At 55.7% G+C, this 18,589-nt stretch carries 17 protein-coding genes; all 17 read right to left on the bottom strand.

From position 1 onward, the window contains the following. Positions 1–195 precede the first annotated feature (195 nt). Positions 196–2,028, bottom strand: a complete 1,833-nt coding sequence (gene glmS / locus ACL2XN_RS17660) for a glutamine--fructose-6-phosphate transaminase (isomerizing) (protein WP_413721762.1) — start codon at positions 2,026–2,028, stop codon at positions 196–198. Positions 2,029–2,305: 277 nt separating this feature from the next. Continuing rightward, positions 2,306–3,685 carry a bifunctional UDP-N-acetylglucosamine diphosphorylase/glucosamine-1-phosphate N-acetyltransferase GlmU gene (gene glmU, locus ACL2XN_RS17655; RefSeq protein ID WP_413729169.1) on the bottom strand — a complete coding sequence of 460 codons (1,380 nt, stop codon included), beginning with the start codon at positions 3,683–3,685 and terminating at the stop codon, positions 2,306–2,308. A gap of 338 nt (positions 3,686–4,023) precedes the next feature. Continuing rightward, complete coding sequence (locus ACL2XN_RS17650; protein ID WP_410012844.1) at positions 4,024–4,446, bottom strand: F0F1 ATP synthase subunit epsilon; 423 nt, start codon at positions 4,444–4,446, stop codon at positions 4,024–4,026. A 20-nt stretch (positions 4,447–4,466) separates the two neighbouring features. Next, positions 4,467–5,849 carry a F0F1 ATP synthase subunit beta gene (atpD, locus tag ACL2XN_RS17645; RefSeq protein ID WP_410012843.1) on the bottom strand — a complete coding sequence of 461 codons (1,383 nt, stop codon included), beginning with the start codon at positions 5,847–5,849 and terminating at the stop codon, positions 4,467–4,469. Between the two features lie 33 nt (positions 5,850–5,882). After that, positions 5,883–6,749, bottom strand: a complete 867-nt coding sequence (gene atpG / locus ACL2XN_RS17640; RefSeq protein ID WP_410012842.1) for a F0F1 ATP synthase subunit gamma — start codon at positions 6,747–6,749, stop codon at positions 5,883–5,885. Positions 6,750–6,799: 50 nt separating this feature from the next. Then, positions 6,800–8,341: a F0F1 ATP synthase subunit alpha gene (gene atpA, locus ACL2XN_RS17635; RefSeq protein WP_410012841.1), complete on the bottom strand. Its 1,542-nt coding sequence runs from the start codon at positions 8,339–8,341 to the stop codon at positions 6,800–6,802. Between the two features lie 12 nt (positions 8,342–8,353). After that, positions 8,354–8,887 (bottom strand): F0F1 ATP synthase subunit delta, encoded by a 534-nt coding sequence (gene atpH, locus ACL2XN_RS17630; RefSeq protein WP_410012840.1) that lies wholly within the window; start codon positions 8,885–8,887, stop codon positions 8,354–8,356. A gap of 14 nt (positions 8,888–8,901) precedes the next feature. Beyond that, positions 8,902–9,372: a F0F1 ATP synthase subunit B gene (gene atpF, locus ACL2XN_RS17625; RefSeq protein WP_410012839.1), complete on the bottom strand. Its 471-nt coding sequence runs from the start codon at positions 9,370–9,372 to the stop codon at positions 8,902–8,904. Between the two features lie 63 nt (positions 9,373–9,435). Then, positions 9,436–9,675 carry a F0F1 ATP synthase subunit C gene (gene atpE / locus ACL2XN_RS17620; protein WP_132924133.1) on the bottom strand — a complete coding sequence of 80 codons (240 nt, stop codon included), beginning with the start codon at positions 9,673–9,675 and terminating at the stop codon, positions 9,436–9,438. 49 nt (positions 9,676–9,724) lie between these two features. Next, positions 9,725–10,546: a F0F1 ATP synthase subunit A gene (atpB, locus tag ACL2XN_RS17615; RefSeq protein WP_410012838.1), complete on the bottom strand. Its 822-nt coding sequence runs from the start codon at positions 10,544–10,546 to the stop codon at positions 9,725–9,727. An 8-nt stretch (positions 10,547–10,554) separates the two neighbouring features. Continuing rightward, entirely contained in the window at positions 10,555–10,935 is a 381-nt protein-coding gene (gene atpI, locus ACL2XN_RS17610; RefSeq protein ID WP_410012837.1) for a F0F1 ATP synthase subunit I, read from the bottom strand. Positions 10,936–11,569: 634 nt separating this feature from the next. Beyond that, on the bottom strand, positions 11,570–12,190 hold the full coding sequence (gene rsmG, locus ACL2XN_RS17605; RefSeq protein ID WP_410016672.1) for a 16S rRNA (guanine(527)-N(7))-methyltransferase RsmG: 621 nt from the start codon (positions 12,188–12,190) through the stop codon (positions 11,570–11,572). A 42-nt stretch (positions 12,191–12,232) separates the two neighbouring features. Next, positions 12,233–14,122, bottom strand: coding sequence for a tRNA uridine-5-carboxymethylaminomethyl(34) synthesis enzyme MnmG (mnmG, locus tag ACL2XN_RS17600; protein WP_410012836.1), 1,890 nt, complete (start codon positions 14,120–14,122; stop codon positions 12,233–12,235). Between the two features lie 374 nt (positions 14,123–14,496). After that, complete coding sequence (gene mioC / locus ACL2XN_RS17595; protein ID WP_410012835.1) at positions 14,497–14,955, bottom strand: FMN-binding protein MioC; 459 nt, start codon at positions 14,953–14,955, stop codon at positions 14,497–14,499. An 89-nt stretch (positions 14,956–15,044) separates the two neighbouring features. Continuing rightward, a complete protein-coding gene (asnC, locus tag ACL2XN_RS17590; protein ID WP_410012834.1) occupies positions 15,045–15,506 on the bottom strand; it encodes a transcriptional regulator AsnC in 462 nt (153 codons plus the stop codon). Positions 15,507–15,549: 43 nt separating this feature from the next. Beyond that, positions 15,550–17,019 (bottom strand): ATPase RavA stimulator ViaA, encoded by a 1,470-nt coding sequence (gene viaA, locus ACL2XN_RS17585; protein WP_410012833.1) that lies wholly within the window; start codon positions 17,017–17,019, stop codon positions 15,550–15,552. Between the two features lie 6 nt (positions 17,020–17,025). Next, on the bottom strand, positions 17,026–18,525 hold the full coding sequence (gene ravA / locus ACL2XN_RS17580) for an ATPase RavA (protein WP_410012832.1): 1,500 nt from the start codon (positions 18,523–18,525) through the stop codon (positions 17,026–17,028). Positions 18,526–18,589 lie beyond the last annotated feature (64 nt).

The following is an 18,589-nucleotide window of genomic DNA, read 5'->3' as shown; positions in this document are numbered from 1 at the left end:
ACCATGCGTAAATTAATTAAGCTTATTTGAATTACGCATTTGCAATATCAATATAAGGAAAAGGATTTATTGGGGTGTGATCGGGCAAAAAAAAATCCGCTGGGGCTTTGCCATCCCCACCGGATCCGATTAACGCTGTGTCGGTTTTTGCGATCACTTTGCAAGCGGCGGCTTAGGTGCCGCCGCAGACGCGGGTTACTCCACCGTCACCGATTTTGCCAGATTACGCGGCTGGTCGACATCGGTGCCTTTGATCAGCGCAATATGATACGCCAGCAGCTGCAACGGCACCGTGTAGAATATCGGCGCCACAATCTCTTCTACGTGCGGCAGCGGGATGATTTTCATATTTTCGCTGTCGGTAAAACCGGCGTTCTCTTCGGCAAAGACATATAACAGGCCGCCGCGGGCGCGCACTTCCTCAATGTTCGACTTGAGTTTTTCCAGCAATTCATTATTGGGGGCAATAACGATTACCGGCATATCGGCGTCGATCAGCGCCAGCGGGCCGTGTTTCAGCTCGCCCGCCGCATAGGCTTCGGCGTGGATATACGAAATTTCCTTGAGCTTCAGCGCGCCTTCCATGGCGATGGGGTAAAGCTCGCCGCGCCCGAGAAACAGGGCGTGATGTTTATCAGAGAACCCTTCCGCCAGCTGTTCAATCGGCTTATCCAGCGCCAGCATTTGCTCGATACGGGCCGGCAGGGCCTGCAGCGCATGCACAATCTGCTGCTCGACCTGGCTATCCATGCCCTTCAGGCGGCCCAGGCGCGCCACCAGCATCAGCAATACCGTTAACTGGGTGGTGAAGGCCTTGGTGGAAGCCACGCCGATTTCCGTCCCGGCGCGGGTCATCAGCGCCAGATCGGATTCGCGCACCAGCGAGGAGCCGGCCACGTTACACACCGCCAGCGAGCCGAGGTAGCCCAGGGTTTTGGTCAGGCGCAGGGCCGCCAGGGTATCGGCGGTTTCGCCGGATTGCGACAGGGTAATGATCAGGCTGCCCGGCCGCACGGCGGATTTGCGATAGCGGAACTCGGAGGCGATTTCCACATCGCAGGGCACGCCGGCCAGCGCCTCGAACCAGTATTTCGATACCATGGCCGAATGGTACGAGGTGCCGCAGGCGATGATTTGCACATGCTGTACCTGCTCCAGCAAACGATCGCCGGCCTCGCCCAGTTCGGATAACGTGATCTGGCCGTGTAAAAAACGGCCCGCCAGGGTGTTTTTAATCGCCTGCGGCTGTTCAAAAATCTCTTTTTGCATGTAGTGGCGATAGATGCCCTTATCGCCGGCGTCGTATTTTACCTGGGACTCAATCTCCGCCCGTTGCACCGGGTTGCCGCGCGTATCCCATACGCGCACCGTGCGGCGGGTAATTTCGGCGATATCGCCCTCTTCCAGGAACATAAACCGGCGGGTGACCGGCAGCAGCGCCAGCTGATCGGACGCCAGGAAGTTTTCGCCCACGCCCAGGCCAATCACCAGCGGACTACCGGATCGCGCCGCCACCAGCACGCTTGGGTCCTTGCTGTCCATGATAACTGTGCCATAGGCGCCGCGCAGCTGCGGGATCACGCGCAGGATCACTTCAGCCAGCGTGCCGCCGCCCTGGCGCTGTTCCCAATGCACCAGGTGGGCGATAACCTCGGTATCGGTTTCGGACGCGAATACATAGCCGCGCTCCACCAGCAGTTTACGCAGCGGTTCATGGTTTTCAATGATACCGTTATGCACCACCACGATATGCCCGGAGACATGGGGATGGGCATTATTTTCCGAGGGTTCCCCGTGGGTGGCCCAACGGGTATGGGCGATGCCCGTGCCGCCGGTCAGCGGATGCTCCGCCGCCGCCTGCGACAACGCGGCAACCTTGCCGACCCGGCGCAGCCGTTGCAAATGCCCCTCGTTATCCACCACCGCCAGGCCGGCGGAATCATACCCACGATACTCTAGCCGGCGTAATCCCTCTAACAGGATTTCGGCAATATCACGCTGCGCAACCGCGCCTACTATTCCACACATCAGTGTTATTCCTAAATGAACGGCATGCTCCGCCGTATCGATGTCTTTGACCTGACAGAGACCGGTTTTTCCGGTTTCCCCGAGCCTGTAGAACTGGGGATTATTATGTTTTGTCAGCCACTCTCGTGAAAATGGCTGACAAAACCATGATAACGGGCATGATGGGCAAGATGGTAAAGACGCCCTATCTCTCTTCCCGGCGCCAGGCTTTACTCTCATTGCGCATCATACCCGCGGCAAACTCATGCCCAGATTTGACAAACTGCGCGTAATACCATTAACGATGCTTCTTAACCGGCCGTTGCCAGCCGGTGATATGCACCTGCCGCACCCGGCTAAGCACCAGTTCGTTTTCCCCCACGCTGCGCGTAACTGTGGTGCCGGCGCCGATGGTGGCGCCGTTGCCTATGGTAACCGGCGCCACCAGTTGGGTATCCGAGCCGACAAAGACATCATCGCCGATCACGGTCTGGTGTTTATTGGCGCCGTCATAATTGCAGGTAATGGTGCCGGCGCCGATATTCACACCGGCGCCAATTTCCGCATCACCCAGATAGCTCAGGTGCCCGGCCTTGGATCCGCGCCCCAGGCGCGCTTTTTTCATCTCGACAAAATTGCCGACATGGGCGCCCTCTTCCAGCTCCGCACCGGGCCGCAGGCGGGCGAACGGCCCGACGGTACAGTCCGCACGCAGCCGGGCTTGATCCATGACCGTGTAGGGGCTGACCACCACGTTATCGCCAATGTCGCAGTCTTTTAATACGCAGCCGGTACCGATAACCACATTGTTGCCCAAGGATACCCGGCCCTCGATAATGACATTGGTGTCAATGGTCACATCGCGGCCGTGCGTCAGCTCGCCGCGCAAATCAAAACGCGCCGGGTCGAGCAGCATGACCCCGGCCAACAGCAGATTTTCGGCCTGCTGGCGCTGATAAACCCGCTCAAGGGTTGCCAGCTGCAAACGATTATTCACGCCCTCCACTTCGCTTAGGCGATCGGGGTTAACGGTATTGATACGCCGGCCCTCGCCCCAGGCCAGGGCGATAATATCGGTAAGGTAATACTCTCCCTGGGCGTTATTGGTGGTCAGCCGGCTTAACCAGCGCTTCAGGTCGGCGCCGTTGGCCACCAGGATGCCGGTATTGATTTCGCGGATGCCCCGCTGCGCCTCGTCGGCGTCTTTGTGCTCGACGATACCGCATACATTGCCGTTTTCCCGCACGATGCGGCCATAGCCGGTAGGATCGTCCAGGGTAACGGTCAGCAGGCCGATACCGCCCTCGGGCTTGGCGGCCACCAGGCGCTCAAGGGTTGACGGCGCTATCAACGGCACATCGCCGTACAGCATCAGGATATCTTCATCATCCTGGAAAAACGGCGCCGCCTGCTGCATGGCATGGCCGGTGCCGCGCTGTTCGGCCTGCAATACCCAGCTCAGTTCCGGACCAGGGCCGGCCAACGCCTGCCGCAGTCGCTCGCCGCCGTGGCCGTAAACCAAATGGATACGCGCCGCGCCCAGGGCGGCGGCGGCGTCAATAACATGCCTGACCAGCGGTTTGCCAGCCAACGGATGCAAGACCTTGGGCAGATCGGAATACATGCGGGTGCCCTTGCCGGCGGCAAGGATCACTACGCTCATCAATCGATTCGACATAACCATCCTGATGAACCTGATTCAATAGACGAAAGTAAACCCGTTCAGAGAAGGGATTACCACATATTTTGGGCCGAAAAACACATTATGGCCGCATAATGACGTAAGCCGGGATCATTTTACCCGGTTTAGGACGCAATGCGGAAATAGTGGGCGTTTCGGGGCCAATTACCGCAGGTACAGGCTGGAATTAGCGGTTTAGGTAGGCGAAGAAGGTGAAACTTATTTCAGATCGAAAAATAAGAGCGTCAAGTTGTGACACTCTATGCGTGGAAGAGAATGAATTCCAATAAAAAAGCCAGTCACAAAGGACTGGCTTTTTAATCACACTAGCTTGATTACATTGCTTTTCTGGTCAATTCAATGACCCGCAGCTTGGCGATGGCCCTGGACAGTTCGGCCGAGGCCTGAGCATAATCCACGTCACCATGTGAATTATTGATATGCTCTTCCGCCATGCGCTTGGATTCCATTGCGCGCGCTTCATCAAGATCTTTGCCACGAATGGCGGTATCGGCCAAAACGGTAACGATGTCCGGTTGCACCTCGAGGATGCCCCCCGACAGGTAGATATACTCTTCTTCGTTATGTTCTTTGACGATACGCACCATACCGGGCTTAATGGCAGTGAGCAGCGGGGCATGGCCGGGAAAAATCCCCAGTTCGCCTTCGCTTCCCGTCACCTGGATTTTTTCCACCAGCCCGGAAAACATTTTCTGTTCCGCGCTGACGACATCCAGATGGTAAGTATTTGCAGCCATATCACCCTCCTATCACAGCGTTACAGTTTCTTGCCTTTTTCCACTGCTTCATCAATGGAACCGACCATATAGAACGCCTGCTCGGGCAGGTGATCGTATTCACCGTCCATGATGCCTTTAAAGCCGCGGATAGTGTCTTTCAGGGAAACATATTTACCCGGCGAACCGGTGAACACTTCGGCGACGAAGAACGGTTGCGACAAGAAACGCTGGATCTTACGTGCGCGGGACACCACCAGTTTGTCATCTTCTGACAGTTCGTCCATACCCAGGATGGCGATAATATCTTTCAGCTCCTGATAACGCTGAAGGATGGACTGCACGCCACGGGCCACGTCGTAGTGTTCCTGGCCGACAACCAACGGATCCAGCTGACGGCTGGTGGAGTCGAGCGGGTCAACCGCCGGGTAGATACCCAGTGAGGCGATTTGACGGCTCAATACCACGGTGGCGTCAAGGTGGGCGAAGGTGGTCGCCGGCGACGGGTCGGTTAAGTCATCCGCAGGCACATATACCGCCTGTACCGAGGTGATGGAACCGGTTTTGGTGGAGGTGATGCGTTCTTGCAGCACGCCCATTTCTTCCGCCAGCGTCGGCTGGTAGCCTACCGCTGAAGGCATACGGCCCAGCAGCGCGGATACTTCGGTCCCGGCCAGGGTATAACGATAAATGTTATCGATAAACAGCAGGACGTCGCGGCCTTCATCACGGAATTTTTCCGCCATGGTCAGCCCGGTCAGCGCCACGCGCAGACGGTTTCCCGGCGGCTCGTTCATCTGGCCGTACACCAGGGATACTTTGTCGATAACGTTCGAATCGGTCATTTCGTGGTAGAAGTCGTTCCCTTCGCGGGTACGTTCGCCCACGCCGGCAAACACCGAATAACCGGAATGCTCGATGGCGATATTACGGATAAGCTCCATCATGTTGACGGTTTTACCCACGCCGGCGCCGCCGAACAGGCCGACTTTACCGCCTTTGGCAAACGGGCACATCAGGTCGATAACCTTGATGCCGGTTTCCAGCAGTTCCTGCGAACTGGACAAATCTTCATAGCTCGGCGCCGGACGATGGATGGACCAACGTTCTTCCTCGCCGATCTCGCCTTTCATATCGACCGGTTCGCCCAGCACGTTCATGATGCGGCCCAGCGTGGCTTTACCCACCGGCACTTCGATCGAACGTTCCAGGTTGGTCACTTTCAGGCCGCGACGCAGACCGTCGGACGAGCCCATGGCGATGCAACGGACAACGCCGCCGCCTAACTGCTGTTCTACTTCCAGCACCAATTTGGCGGCGCCGTTTTCCACTTCAAGGGCGTTGTACACCTTAGGTACAGCATCCTGCGGGAACTCGACGTCAACCACGGCGCCGATAACCTGGATAACATTTCCAGTAGCCATCTTGAATCCTCTACGTAATTCGTAACCCTAAACCTAAACCGCGGCGGCTCCCGAAACGATCTCGGTGAGTTCCTGAGTGATGCTGAATTGACGAGCCTTATTGTAAACAAGTTGCAACTCTTTGATCAGGTTGCCACCGTTATCCGTTGCGGCTTTCATCGCTACCATTCGCGCGGCCTGTTCGCTGGCCAGGTTTTCAACGACGCCCTGATAAACCTGCGATTCCACATAACGGCGCAACAATGTATCCAGCAGCGCCTTGGGATCGGGTTCATACAGGTAATCCCAGGTTTTCTTCTTCAGCTCTTCCCCATCTTCCGCGGGCGGCAAGGGCAGGACCTGAAGCAGTTGCGGTACCTGGGACATGGTATTAACGAATTTGTTGCTGACAATATAGAGCTTATCCAGGCGGCCTTCGTCATACGCCTGCAGCATGACTTTAACCGGCCCAATCAGTTCAGACAGCGTGGGGTTATCCCCCATGCCGGTGACCTGGGCAACCACGTTGCTGCCGACGGCGTTGAAGAACGACACCGCCTTGGAGCCGATCAGCGCCAGTTCCGCATCAACGCCCTTTTCACTCCAGGCTTTCATGTCCGTCAGCACTTTTTTGAACAGGTTAATGTTCAGGCCGCCGGCCAGACCACGGTCGGTGGCCACCACCAGATACCCGACGCGCTTGACGTCGCGCTCTTCCAGGTAAGGATGTTTATATTCCAGATTTCCCAAAGCAAGGTGACCAATCACATTACGCATAGTTTCTGCATAAGGACGGCTGGCCGCCATACGCTCCTGCGATTTGCGCATTTTGGATGCGGCAACCATCTCCATCGCTTTGGTGATCTTCTGCGTGTTTTGCACGCTGGCGATCTTAGTACGTATTTCTTTGGCGCTGGCCATCTCTGCTTCTCCTCATGGCGTCATGGCCTGCCGAAACAGGCCATAGCGCGTTACCAGGACTGGGTTGCCTTGAAGTTATCGAGGATGCCTTTCAGCTTGCCTTCGATTTCATCGTTATAAGCGCCGGTCTGGTTGATTTGTTGCATCAAATCGCCTTGCTCGCGGTCTACGTAGGCCAGCAGCGCGGCCTCGAAGTCGCCGACCTTTGCCAGTTCGATGTCTTCCAGGTAACCACGTTCAGCGGCGAACAACACCAGGGACTGCTGCGATACCGACATGGGAGCATATTGTTTCTGCTTCAACAGTTCGGTCACTTTTTGTCCATGATTCAGCTGCTTACGCGTTGCTTCATCCAGATCGGAAGCAAACTGGGAGAACGCGGCCAGCTCACGGTACTGAGCCAAAGCCGTACGAATACCGCCCGACAGTTTTTTCATAATCTTCGTCTGGGCTGCGCCGCCCACACGGGATACGGAAATACCGGGGTTAACGGCGGGACGAATACCGGCGTTGAACAGGCTTGATTCCAGGAAGATCTGGCCATCGGTGATGGAAATCACGTTGGTCGGAACAAACGCGGAAACGTCGCCCGCCTGGGTTTCGATGATCGGTAATGCGGTCAGCGAGCCGGTCTTGCCCTTCACTTCACCCTTGGTAAAGGCTTCTACGTATTCGGCGTTGACGCGCGACGCACGTTCCAGAAGACGGGAGTGAAGATAGAATACGTCCCCGGGATAGGCTTCACGTCCAGGCGGACGACGGAGCAACAGGGAAATCTGACGGTAAGCCACGGCTTGTTTGGACAAATCATCATAGATGATCAGCGCATCTTCGCCGCGATCGCGGAAATACTCGCCCATGGCGCAGCCTGAATACGGCGCCAGGTATTGCAGGGCGGCCGATTCGGACGCGGTGGCAACCACGACAATGGTATTGGCCAGGGCGCCGTGCTCTTCCAGCTTGCGCACGACGTTCGCCACGGTGGAGGCTTTCTGGCCGATGGCGACATAGACGCACTTGATGCCGGATTCGCGCTGATTGATAATCGCATCGATCGCCAGAGCCGATTTACCGGTCTGGCGGTCGCCGATGATCAGCTCGCGCTGGCCGCGGCCGATGGGAATCATGGCATCCACGGATTTATAACCGGTCTGTACCGGCTCATCCACGGATTGGCGTTCGATAACGCCCGGCGCAATAGCCTCGACGGCGGAAAAACCGTCGTTCTCTACCGGGCCCTTGCCATCGATGGGCGCGCCCAGCGTGTTGACCACGCGGCCCAGCAGGCCACGGCCAACCGGCACTTCCAGAATGCGGCCGGTGCACTTGACCTTCATGCCTTCGGCCAGGTCTTCATAGGGTCCCATCACCACGGCGCCGACGGAGTCGCGTTCCAGGTTCAGGGCGATAGCGAAGCGGTTGCCCGGCAGGGCGATCATTTCACCCTGCATGACTTCGGCCAGGCCGTGAATACGGATAATCCCGTCACTCACGGAAACGATAGTACCTTCATTGTGAGCTTCGCTCACCACATTGAACTGAGCAATGCGCTGCTTGATCAGTTCGCTGATTTCGGTGGAATTCAGTTGCATGCTCCAGTCCCCTTAAGACTGCAATACGTCTGCCAGTCGTTCGAGACGACCGCGTACGCTGCCGTCTATCACCATATCGCCCGCGCGAATAATCACGCCGGCAATGACAGACTTATCAATTTTGCAATTCAGCTTAACTTTGCGTGACAGACGTTGTTCCATCGCGGCAGTAATTTTCGCCAGTTGCTCGTCTTTTAGATGGCTTACGGAAATGACGTCCACTTCCACAGTCGATTCGTGCGCGGCGCGCATCTCCATAAACTGTTCCAGCACATCCGGCAAAACTGCTAATCGTCCGTTTTCGGCCATGACCTTGATAAGATTCTGGCCCGCCTGGTCGAGTTGATCGCCGCATACCGCGATAAACGTTTCCGACAGTGTTTCTGGTGCAACCGCACCGGATAACAGTTCAGCCATCTGATCGTTGCGGCTAACCTCGGCGGTAAACGACAGCATAGCCTGCCACTGTTCAACGCTTTGATGCTCGACGGCAAAGTCAAAAGCTGCTTTGGCGTAGGGGCGAGCTACCGTTACTAATTCAGACATCAGCCCCTCCCTCCCTACAGTTCAGCGACCAGTTTATCTACGATGTCGCTGTTGGCAGCTTCATCCACGGAACGTTCGATGATCTTCTCGGCACCCGCTAAAGCCAGCAGCGCGACCTGTTTACGCAGCTCTTCACGAGCCCGTTTGGTTTCGGCCTGAATTTCTGCCTGAGCCTGCGCTACGATTCTGTTACGTTCGTCTTCCGCTTCCGCTTTCGCTTCGTCCATAATCTGAGCTTTGCGCTTGTTGGCTTGCTCGATGATTGCCTGGGCTTCGGCTCTGGCCTTCTTCAGTTGATCGGTCGCATTGGCTTGCGCGATATCCACCTCTTTTTTCGCCAGATCCGCAGAAGCGAGGCCATCAGCAATTTCTTTCTGACGCTTCTCTATGGCTGCGATAAGCGGCGGCCATATGTATTTCATGCAGAACAGGACAAACAGGATGAACGCGATGGCCTGGCCGAGGATTGTTGCGTTAAGATTCACAGCACAATGCCTCTTATAAAGTTAACGGTTTGATGTTGTATTAATTTCACGCAATGCTACACACTACGCTACGGCAAACATCACGTACAGTCCCAGACCCACGGCAATCATCGGGATGGCGTCGACCAGACCCATAACGATAAAGAACTGAGTACGCAGCAGAGGGATCAGATCCGGCTGACGCGCTGCACCTTCCAAAAATTTACCACCCAGGATGCCGATACCGATCGCAGCACCGATTGCCGCCAGACCCATCATCACAGCGGCAGCCATGTACAGCAGATCGAGATTCAGGTTTTCCATGACAGTCTCCAGTTTGTTTCAGATTAAACGCAACAGTATTGTAAAAATATCAGTGTTCTTCGGACGCCATCGCTAGATAGACAATCGTCAGCACCATAAAGATAAAGGCTTGCAACGTAATGATCAGTATGTGGAAAATGGCCCAGGGCACATTCAGGATCCACTGCGACCACCACGGTAACAGACCGGCAATCAGAATGAAGATCAACTCACCCGCATACATATTGCCGAACAACCGAAGGCCTAAGGAAACTGGTTTGGACAGTAAGCTCACGCCTTCGAGAATCAGGTTGATGGGTATAAACGCCCAATGGTTAAACGGCTGCATGGTGAGTTCTTTGACAAAACCACCGATCCCTTTCATCCGCACGCTATAGATGAGAATGAGGATAAAGACCCCCAGCGCCATGGATATGGTGATATTCACGTCGGCGGAAGGCACCACGCGCAGCGCCGGTAGTCCCATATAACGCTCGGCGATGGTCGGCAGCAGATCGATAGGCAGCAAATCCATCAGGTTCATCAGGAAAACCCAGACGAAGATGGTCAGCGCCAGCGGCGCGATAAGTTTGCTTTTACCGTGGAACATATCCCGCACGCTGCCGTCGACAAACCCGATAATCAGTTCAACCGCCGTCTGCAGTTTACCGGGAACGCCGCTGGTAGCCCTTCTGGCGACGCGCGAGAAAATCGTAATAAAAATCACGCCGAGCAGAACGGAAAAGAACATGGAGTCAATGTTCAGCGTCCAGAATGTTGCCGGGCCGTTATGGGGATTAACCAGTTCAAAAGTACGCAGGTCCAACTGAAGGTTGTTCAGGTGGTGGCCTATGTATTCCTGTGGAGTAGAGATTTCTCCTGATGCAGACATGATGCCTCTTACCCTTTGTTGTTAATTACGGCCGGTGCCAATATCTGCACAATCAGCACCGATAAATAGGTCAGGCCCAATGGAACAAACGCGGCCCTGAACATCCCAAGCGCTACGATAAGCAAAGCTATGGTAGCGACGACCTTGAGCGCCTCTCCGATGGCAAAAGACCAGGCAACACGCCCCGCGGCCGGAACTTTCACCTGATGGCGCCAGGTAAAGAGTACAAACAACACGTTCGGCAGCCAGGCCGCCAATCCTCCGCCCAGGGCGGATGCGGCCCACTGCGGGCTGCGCAAGGCGAACAACGCGCCCAGCAGGCCCAACGTCAATAACTGGATAAACAACACTTTTCCAGCAACTTTCCCACTGTAGAGGGAAAAGGACATTATTTCACTTCCCCCATACCTGTTCCGGTCAGGCTGAAGGTGTATAAAACTGCCTTTAGCGCGATGAGTCAAGTAGCGAAAAACGTGCAAATTATACGGGTAGACACTACGAATTCAATGCATAAGTAGCGAAAAGGTGAACAATAATTTAAATTCCTTCGTTTTACCCGTTTTCCCCGCTAAAGCGCGGGAATGATACCATGCATAACTTTATACTGCTTGGGCAATTATTGCTTCTGAAACTGTGCGTCTGATCACGTTATAGTTCGCTAATTTTTATGGCTCGTCGGCGGGCTTTTTTTGCCTCTCATTAAAATAACTATAAAAACACATTAATTTTCAAACAGTTATATATTAACGTGTCCTTAAAAAGCCTTATATCATCACAATCGCGCCGGAGTGTGATGAGGCGGCTTATTCTCTGCCAAAGCCGGCGGTAATATCACTGACATTTTTGGACACATATATTTTACACAGTGACTATTAGCCTTAGAACTAAATGAGCGACAATACAATATGATAAAATAATGTAAAATTTAAGTAACCGAGATTTGAAATTACACCGCCGGGAAATGCGGCCGTCCGGCAAAAACCGCGATAATTCTATTCAATCTTTTATTGATAAAAAACAAATTTAACGCACCCCGATCACCACTAAATGCCGCTCGCCCTGCAATTGCGGCACGGACAGCGTAATCACTGATTCCAGCACGTATTTTTCCGGCAACGCGGACAATTCCTCCGCCGGCACCTGCCCTTTAAGCGCATAAAAACGGCCTGCCGGCACGGCGGGCAAATGATGACACCAGGCCAGCATATCGCCCACCGAAGCAAAGGCGCGGCTGATAACGCCGTCAAAACCCGTGACCGGCGCATAGTCCTCCACCCGGCTCTGCACCGGTTCGATATTGTCCAGCCGCAGTTCGTGTTGCACCTGGCGCAGGAAGCGAATGCGCTTGCCCAGGCTATCGAGCAGGGTAAAGCGGGAATCGGGGCGGACGATGGCCAGCGGAATGCCGGGCAAGCCGGCGCCGGTGCCCACATCGATAAAATGCCGGCCGCGCAGATGCGGATCGACCACGATGCTATCCAGAATATGGCGGATCAGCATTTGCGCGGGATCGCGCACTGACGTCAGGTTATACGCCTTGTTCCATTTATCCAGCAGTTCAACGTAGCGTACCAGCTGCCGCTTTTGCCCATCGGGCAGCGCAATGCCGGCGGCGTTGAGTAAGACTTCCAGTTTGGCCAGCATGGCGGGATCCTTAAAAATAAGCGGGGTGGCGGACATGTCATCTCAGGCGCTGCGGCGCAGCATGCCCTGCTTTTTCAGCCATACCAGCAAAATGGAAATCGCCGCCGGGGTGATGCCGGAAATGCGTGAGGCCTGCCCAATGGAATTGGGTTTGTGATCGTTAAGCTTGGCGATCGCTTCATTGGACAAGCCTGATACCTGCCGGTAATCCAGCTCCGCCGGCAGCAGGGTATTTTCATTACGCAGCTGGCGGTCGATCTCTTCCTGCTGACGGGTGATATAACCCGCATATTTAATCTGGATTTCCACCTGCTCCGCCGCCTGCGGATCGGTAAGCGCGGGCGAAAACATCGGTAGCCCGGTCAGGACGCCGTAAGTCATCTCCGGACGCCTGAGCAGTTCTTCGCCGCTGGCTTCGCGTGACAAAGGCGCCTTAAGCAGCAGGTTGATCTGTTCAACCTCGGCGGTGCGGGGATTAACCCAGACGTCGCGCAGGCGCTGGCGCTCCCGCTCGATATTGTCCAGTTTCTCGCTAAAGCGCGCCCAACGCTCATCGTCCACCAGCCCCAGCTGCCGGCCGGTTTCGGTCAGGCGTAAATCCGCGTTATCCTCGCGCAGCAGCAGCCGGTATTCAGCGCGCGAGGTAAACATACGATAGGGTTCCTTGGTGCCCAGGGTGCAAAGATCATCCACCAGCACGCCCAGATAGGCCTGATCGCGGCGTGGGAACCACCCTTCCTGGTCATTGGCCAGGCGGCCGGCGTTGATGCCCGCCAGCATGCCCTGGGCGGCGGCTTCTTCGTAGCCGGTGGTACCGTTGATCTGCCCGGCGAAGAATAATCCGGCAATGTATTTGCTCTCAAGCGTCTGCTTCAAATCGCGCGGATCAAAAAAATCATACTCGATGGCATAGCCGGGCCGAACGATGGCGGCGTTTTCCAGTCCTTTCATCGAATGCACGATTTTCATCTGCACATCAAACGGCAGGCTGGTGGAAATGCCGTTGGGATAAACTTCATTGCTGGTCAGCCCTTCAGGTTCAAGGAAAATCTGATGGGAGTCGCGATCGGCAAAACGCATGACCTTGTCTTCGATGGAAGGACAATAGCGCGGTCCCACGCCTTCGATGACGCCGGCGTACATCGGGCTGCGATCCAGGTTCTGCCGGATCACCTCATGGGTGTTCTCATTGGTGTAGGTAATATAACAAGGCACCTGGCGCGGATGCTGTTCAACCGAGCCCATAAACGAGAATACCGGTAACGGCACATCGCCCTGCTGGGTCGCCAGCTGGCTGAAGTCGATGGTTCTGGCGTCCAGGCGCGGCGGGGTGCCGGTTTTCAGGCGTTTTACCCGGAACGGCAGCTCACGCAGACGTTTGGACAATGAGATCGACGGCGGATCGCCCGCCCGGCCACCGCTGTAATGATCCATGCCGATGTGGATCTTGCCGTCCAGGAAAGTCCCGACGGTCAGTACCACCGCCCTGGCCCTGAATTTCAGGCCCATCTGGGTCACCGCCCCGACCACGCGATCGTTTTCGACGATAAGATCTTCCACCGCCTGCTGGAAGATCATCAGGTTGGGCTGGTTCTCCAATGCGGTTCGGATCGCCAGGCGATACAGCAGCCGATCCGCCTGGGCACGGGTGGCGCGCACCGCCGGCCCTTTGCTGGCGTTTAGTATCCTAAACTGTATCCCCGCCAGGTCGATCGCCTTGGCCATCAGGCCGCCCATGGCGTCGATTTCCTTGACCAAATGGCCTTTGCCTATCCCGCCGATTGCCGGATTACAGGACATTTGTCCAAGCGTATCAATATTATGCGTCAACAGCAGGGTCTTGCGGCCCATCCTGGCCGCCGCCATGGCAGCTTCGGTGCCGGCATGGCCGCCACCGATGATGATGACGTCAAATTGATCGGGATAAAACATGATAACTCTTCCTCGCATGGGGCCATCGCCTGGGGCGAACGATCGTCAAGGGCGGTTGGGAAAGTGGATTCTACTCAACTTTGCGGGTGATACAAGCCCTGGGGATCCGCAGGTAATTAAAGAAAGATCTTTTTATTTAAAGATCTCTTTATTATGTCTACTACTATGATCGCGATCCTCTGTGGATAAGCCTTTAAACAGCCGCAATATCAGATCGTTGCTGACGATCGTTTGCTGTGAATGATCGGTGATCCCAAACGGTATAAGCTGGGATCAAGATCGGTACTTATCCACTGATTGAAAAACGCACAAGGGTTATACAGTGGATAAGTACCGGTTATAGGCGGGTTTTAAGCATACTTATACACAAAAAATCAGCGATCTTTTTTAGTTTTTATTAAGTCGATCCAGCTTTCCGCCCATTCTTCCGCCGGATCCTCGGGAATTTCATGTTGCGTGATATCGATCTTTAATATTTCGCCGATGCGCACCGCGCCGCGCGCGATCATGTGACGATCGATAGCATCGATCGCCCCGCAAAAGGTATCGTATTCACTGCTGCCGATGCCGACCGCGCCATATCTAACATTGGCCAGCGACGGCTGCTCGGTTTCCAGTTGTTCAAACAGCGGCTGCAAATTATCCGGCAGATCCCCGGCGCCGTGCGTCGAGGATACGATCAGCCACAGGCCTTCCAAAGTTATCTCTTCCAATTCGGGACCGTGCAGCACAGTGGCGGTAAACCCCTGATTTTCAAGAATACCGGCAAGGTGTTCCGCCACGTATTCGGCGCTGCCCAGGGTGCTGCCACTGACGATCGTTATATCGGCCATATTCTTTCCGTCTGATCAAAGAGCCGATATTGTACGCTGTGTATCGCCTGGGATCTACCTGTGGACAATAGGGGTATAACAATTTGCCGTCAGGGGACGATCGTACGGCTGATGGGGTTTTGCAGCGAGATCAGCGTTTCCGTGGATTGGATTTCATCAATGGTCTGGATCTTGTTGATAAGTACTTCCTGCAAGGCATCGATGGAGCGGCACATGACTTTGATAAAAATGCTGTAATGCCCCGTGGTGTAATAGGCTTCCACCACTTCCTCCAGCGCATCGAGTTTTTTCAGCGCCGACGGGTAGTCCTTGGCGCTCTTGAGAATGATGCCGATAAAGCAGCAGACGTCATAACCCAGGTGCTTGGCGCTGACGTCTACCCGGGCGCCGGTAATAATACCCGCCTGCTTCATTTTCTCCACCCGCACATGAATGGTGCCGGCGCTGACCGCTAATTGCTTGGCAAGCTCGGCATAGGCGGTACGGGCATTGGCCATCAGCGCCTGCAAAATGGCGCGATCGAGCGCATCTATCTGATAATTTTCCGGCATTATTTCCTCTTTGGTGACAACAGGCGACCCCTGCTGCCGGCGGTCAGTCCTGACGGCGCCAGCGTCGTAGCAAACGGTTTTTCAGGCCGGTATCGAAGCGCCAGATATGATCGAATATCTTCAGGATACCCGGTTTTCCCAGGGACGACAGCGCAACGGCATGAAACCGCTGAAGCTGCCGCTGCCGCTGCTGTTTTATCCTGGCGGCCAGGTTGTCCGGCAAACGCTGGGCGATAAAATCGGAGATCACTACCGCGTCCGCGTCCCGCCACTCGGGCGTATCCAGCCGATCGGCCAGGGCGGCGATGCAGGCGGTCAAGTCGGTGCCGCCGCTAAAGCGCTGGCCGAGAAAACGGATCGCCTGTTCCAGCCCGGATAGGGCGCTAAGCTCATAGCTGACCATGCCGGTGGAGAACAGCGTAATATAGCAGCGCCGGTTATCCGCCAGCGCAATACGCATCAGCGCCAGGCAGAACGCCTTTGCGCATTGCTCGTTAAATCCGCCCATCGAACCGGACGTATCGACGCAGACGATAAACGGCCCCCGCGGCTGCGGTTGCCGCTGCTCGCCCTGCGCCGACTGTTTTACCACCCGCTCCCGCCAGCCCTCGCCCTGCAGGCGATAGGTCAGCAAGCGTTTCTCCAGCAACCGCCGGTAGAATTCATACTCCAATTCATCAATACCCAGTGTTGCCAGCTCGGTGGGCAGCAACCGCAACAGATCGTCGCTTTGGTGAATACCGCCGACTTCCTCGGGTTGTACCATGGGTTCGCGCACCCGCAGTCGCATCCATTGCTGCGGCGCCTCGGGAGCGGCGGCGGCGTGGGCTTCCCGGCTGCGTCCCAAGCTTTCGGCCAGCCGGCGTAATTCCGGTTGCCGACGTAAAAACTCGCCGTAATGGACCAACTGGCGGTAATCCTGCTGCTGCCTTTGCGCGGCGGCCATGTCCCACAAACGTCCGGCCGCGGCTTCGTTTTCCGCCATCAGGGGCGCCAGCGCGCCGCTGGTCGCCAGCTGCTGCGCGAGCTCGTCAAGCAGCAGCTCGCGTTCCGTATCCAGCAACTGATGGTGCAGGGTGACCGCCCTCAGCGTCAGGTCGATGCGCCAGCGCTGTAAAAACAGGGGATGAAAGCTTTCCTGCGGGCGCGCCCGGGCAAAGGTCGCCGCCGCGGCCAGGCTTGCGGCCTCCGGATAAAAAGGCGAGGAAAGCCGCTGCAGCAGTTCCAGGGTGGGGGCAAGCGCGTCCCTGAACTCGCCTGGCGATAGCAGTTGGCAGTGTTGGAAGTGGTAAAACTCCGTGGCCAGTTCGGATGAAACCCGGGTTTCCATCAATACCCGTGCCAAACGTTGCCGGATAACCGGCATGCGCTTGAGCAAAACGGTTTTGAACAGCGGGTATTTTTCCATGAACACGGCTAACTGCGGGCTGGCAAGCAGCGTCAGGATAAAATCGTCCAGCAGCTCGCCTTCGTTGATGGATAAAAATAAATCCAGAGTGCTCAAGGCCAGCATGATGGGTTAACCTTGTCCGGCTTGCGCGAGCTGGCGGGACACTTCCAGCAGGCTATCTTCTATTTTAGCCACCCAATCGCGCGGGATGAACAGACAGGCTTGCTGTTCGCTGAACCGGGCGCGCTGCTGGCGATACTGCCTCTCCACCAAGGCCAACGCCTCTTGCAGCGCTTGCGGCGGTGCCGCCGGCGGGAGTTGCTCCTCCAGCGCCAATAGCGAGGCTTGCCGGCTGATATCCAATATTTCCAGCTGTCGCTCGGCGTTGATGCGTACCTCCAGGGGCTGGGCAAAGCCGATATTATTGAGCCGCCCTTTTAAAACCGTATCTTTAAGCAGCCACTGTTGCAGCGCCTCACGCTCGACGGCGATATGGGTCACGTTGACGTCATGCAATACCAGCGGTGTTTGCAATACCAGCCGCAGGGTGCCGTCGGTTATCGCTGCGGGCAGGGAATAGACCGGTTTACGATTTATCAATCCTTTGCGCGACTCGAACGCCAGGGCCTGCCGTTGGTTTTGCCGGCGACGGTGCGCCAGGCTTTCCCGCTGTATATCCTGGATTTTCAACAGCATGGTTTGCTGTTGATAGCCTTGCTCGATAAGCAACAATTCAACCTGGCGTTCCACCAGTTGCAGACTGTCCGGATCGTGCCACAGGCAATCCTTTAACAAGATGATGTCTATCGGGGCGATGGCCTGCCGGTCGCTGAAAAACGCGCTTGCCCGCAGCAGGCGCAACGCTTTTTTCCACCGCCGGTCGGAGACATAAGGCGCCTGAGTCACGGCATCCAGGCGCTGGCGCAGCAGGTAAATCAATTCAAAACATTCCGCCGGCAGGCTGATGAGATCTATTTTCGGCTGCCATGCCAGATACTCTTCATCGGTAACGCCCAGGCCGTCGGGTAAAGCCTGCTCCCCGCTATCAGCCGTGTGAATCAGCAACGCGTGGAAATTGGCTTTCTCTTTGACCTTATGCAGCCACAAACGGATCAGCATACGGTCATACAGGGCTTCCAGGCCGCTGTCATTATCCGGGAGTTCATTGGACGCGGTTATCAGCAGCCGCATCGGCAATACCTGCTCGGTATCGCCGTTGCGAAAACGCCGCTCGTTAATGGCCGTCAGCAGGGTATTCAAAATGGCCGGTCCGGCTTTCCATATTTCATCAAGAAAGACAATTTCCGCCTCCGGCAGGTAGCCTTTGGTCAGGCGATGGTAACGCCCGTCTTCTTTCAGGGCCTGGATGGACAGGGGGCCGAACACTTCTTCCGGTGTGGAAAAGCGCGTCATCAGATAATCAAAGGCCCGCGCATGGCTGAACGCCAGTTTAAGACGGCGCGCGATAAGACTTTTGGCGATGCCGGGCGGACCCAATAAAAACACGCTTTCGCCGCATAACGCCGCCAGCAGGCACAGGCGCACGGTATGCTGCCGTTCGTACAGCCCGCTTTCCAGCGCGCTGCTCAGGCGATAAATTCTCTCAACCAGCGGGGATGAATGAGCCATAATAAATGTCTGATCCCGAGTAATTATGATGACGCAACAATAAACTACCGCTTTTTATAATGAT

Source organism: Sodalis sp. RH22, assembly GCF_047324165.1.
Lineage (GTDB): Bacteria > Pseudomonadota > Gammaproteobacteria > Enterobacterales > Enterobacteriaceae > Acerihabitans.
This window is presented reverse-complemented; position numbering and strand designations above follow the sequence as displayed.

Excerpts from the sequence above, each read along its gene's own strand:
- atpA (WP_410012841.1), bottom strand. The coding sequence starts at position 8,341 with ATGCAACTGAATTCCACCGAAATCAGCGAACTGATCAAGCAGCGCATT.
- atpI (WP_410012837.1), bottom strand. The coding sequence starts at position 10,935 with ATGTCCTTTTCCCTCTACAGTGGGAAAGTTGCTGGAAAAGTGTTGTTT.
- atpE (WP_132924133.1), bottom strand. The coding sequence starts at position 9,675 with ATGGAAAACCTGAATCTCGATCTGCTGTACATGGCTGCCGCTGTGATG.
- atpD (WP_410012843.1), bottom strand. The coding sequence starts at position 5,849 with ATGGCTACTGGAAATGTTATCCAGGTTATCGGCGCCGTGGTTGACGTC.
- atpG (WP_410012842.1), bottom strand. The coding sequence starts at position 6,749 with ATGGCCAGCGCCAAAGAAATACGTACTAAGATCGCCAGCGTGCAAAAC.
- atpB (WP_410012838.1), bottom strand. The coding sequence starts at position 10,546 with ATGTCTGCATCAGGAGAAATCTCTACTCCACAGGAATACATAGGCCAC.
- ravA (WP_410012832.1), bottom strand. The coding sequence starts at position 18,525 with ATGGCTCATTCATCCCCGCTGGTTGAGAGAATTTATCGCCTGAGCAGC.
- mioC (WP_410012835.1), bottom strand. The coding sequence starts at position 14,955 with ATGGCCGATATAACGATCGTCAGTGGCAGCACCCTGGGCAGCGCCGAA.
- ACL2XN_RS17650 (WP_410012844.1), bottom strand. The coding sequence starts at position 4,446 with ATGGCTGCAAATACTTACCATCTGGATGTCGTCAGCGCGGAACAGAAA.
- glmS (WP_413721762.1), bottom strand. The coding sequence starts at position 2,028 with ATGTGTGGAATAGTAGGCGCGGTTGCGCAGCGTGATATTGCCGAAATC.
- mnmG (WP_410012836.1), bottom strand. The coding sequence starts at position 14,122 with ATGTTTTATCCCGATCAATTTGACGTCATCATCATCGGTGGCGGCCAT.
- asnC (WP_410012834.1), bottom strand. The coding sequence starts at position 15,506 with ATGCCGGAAAATTATCAGATAGATGCGCTCGATCGCGCCATTTTGCAG.
- rsmG (WP_410016672.1), bottom strand. The coding sequence starts at position 12,190 with ATGCTGGCCAAACTGGAAGTCTTACTCAACGCCGCCGGCATTGCGCTG.
- viaA (WP_410012833.1), bottom strand. The coding sequence starts at position 17,019 with ATGCTGGCCTTGAGCACTCTGGATTTATTTTTATCCATCAACGAAGGC.
- glmU (WP_413729169.1), bottom strand. The coding sequence starts at position 3,685 with ATGTCGAATCGATTGATGAGCGTAGTGATCCTTGCCGCCGGCAAGGGC.
- atpH (WP_410012840.1), bottom strand. The coding sequence starts at position 8,887 with ATGTCTGAATTAGTAACGGTAGCTCGCCCCTACGCCAAAGCAGCTTTT.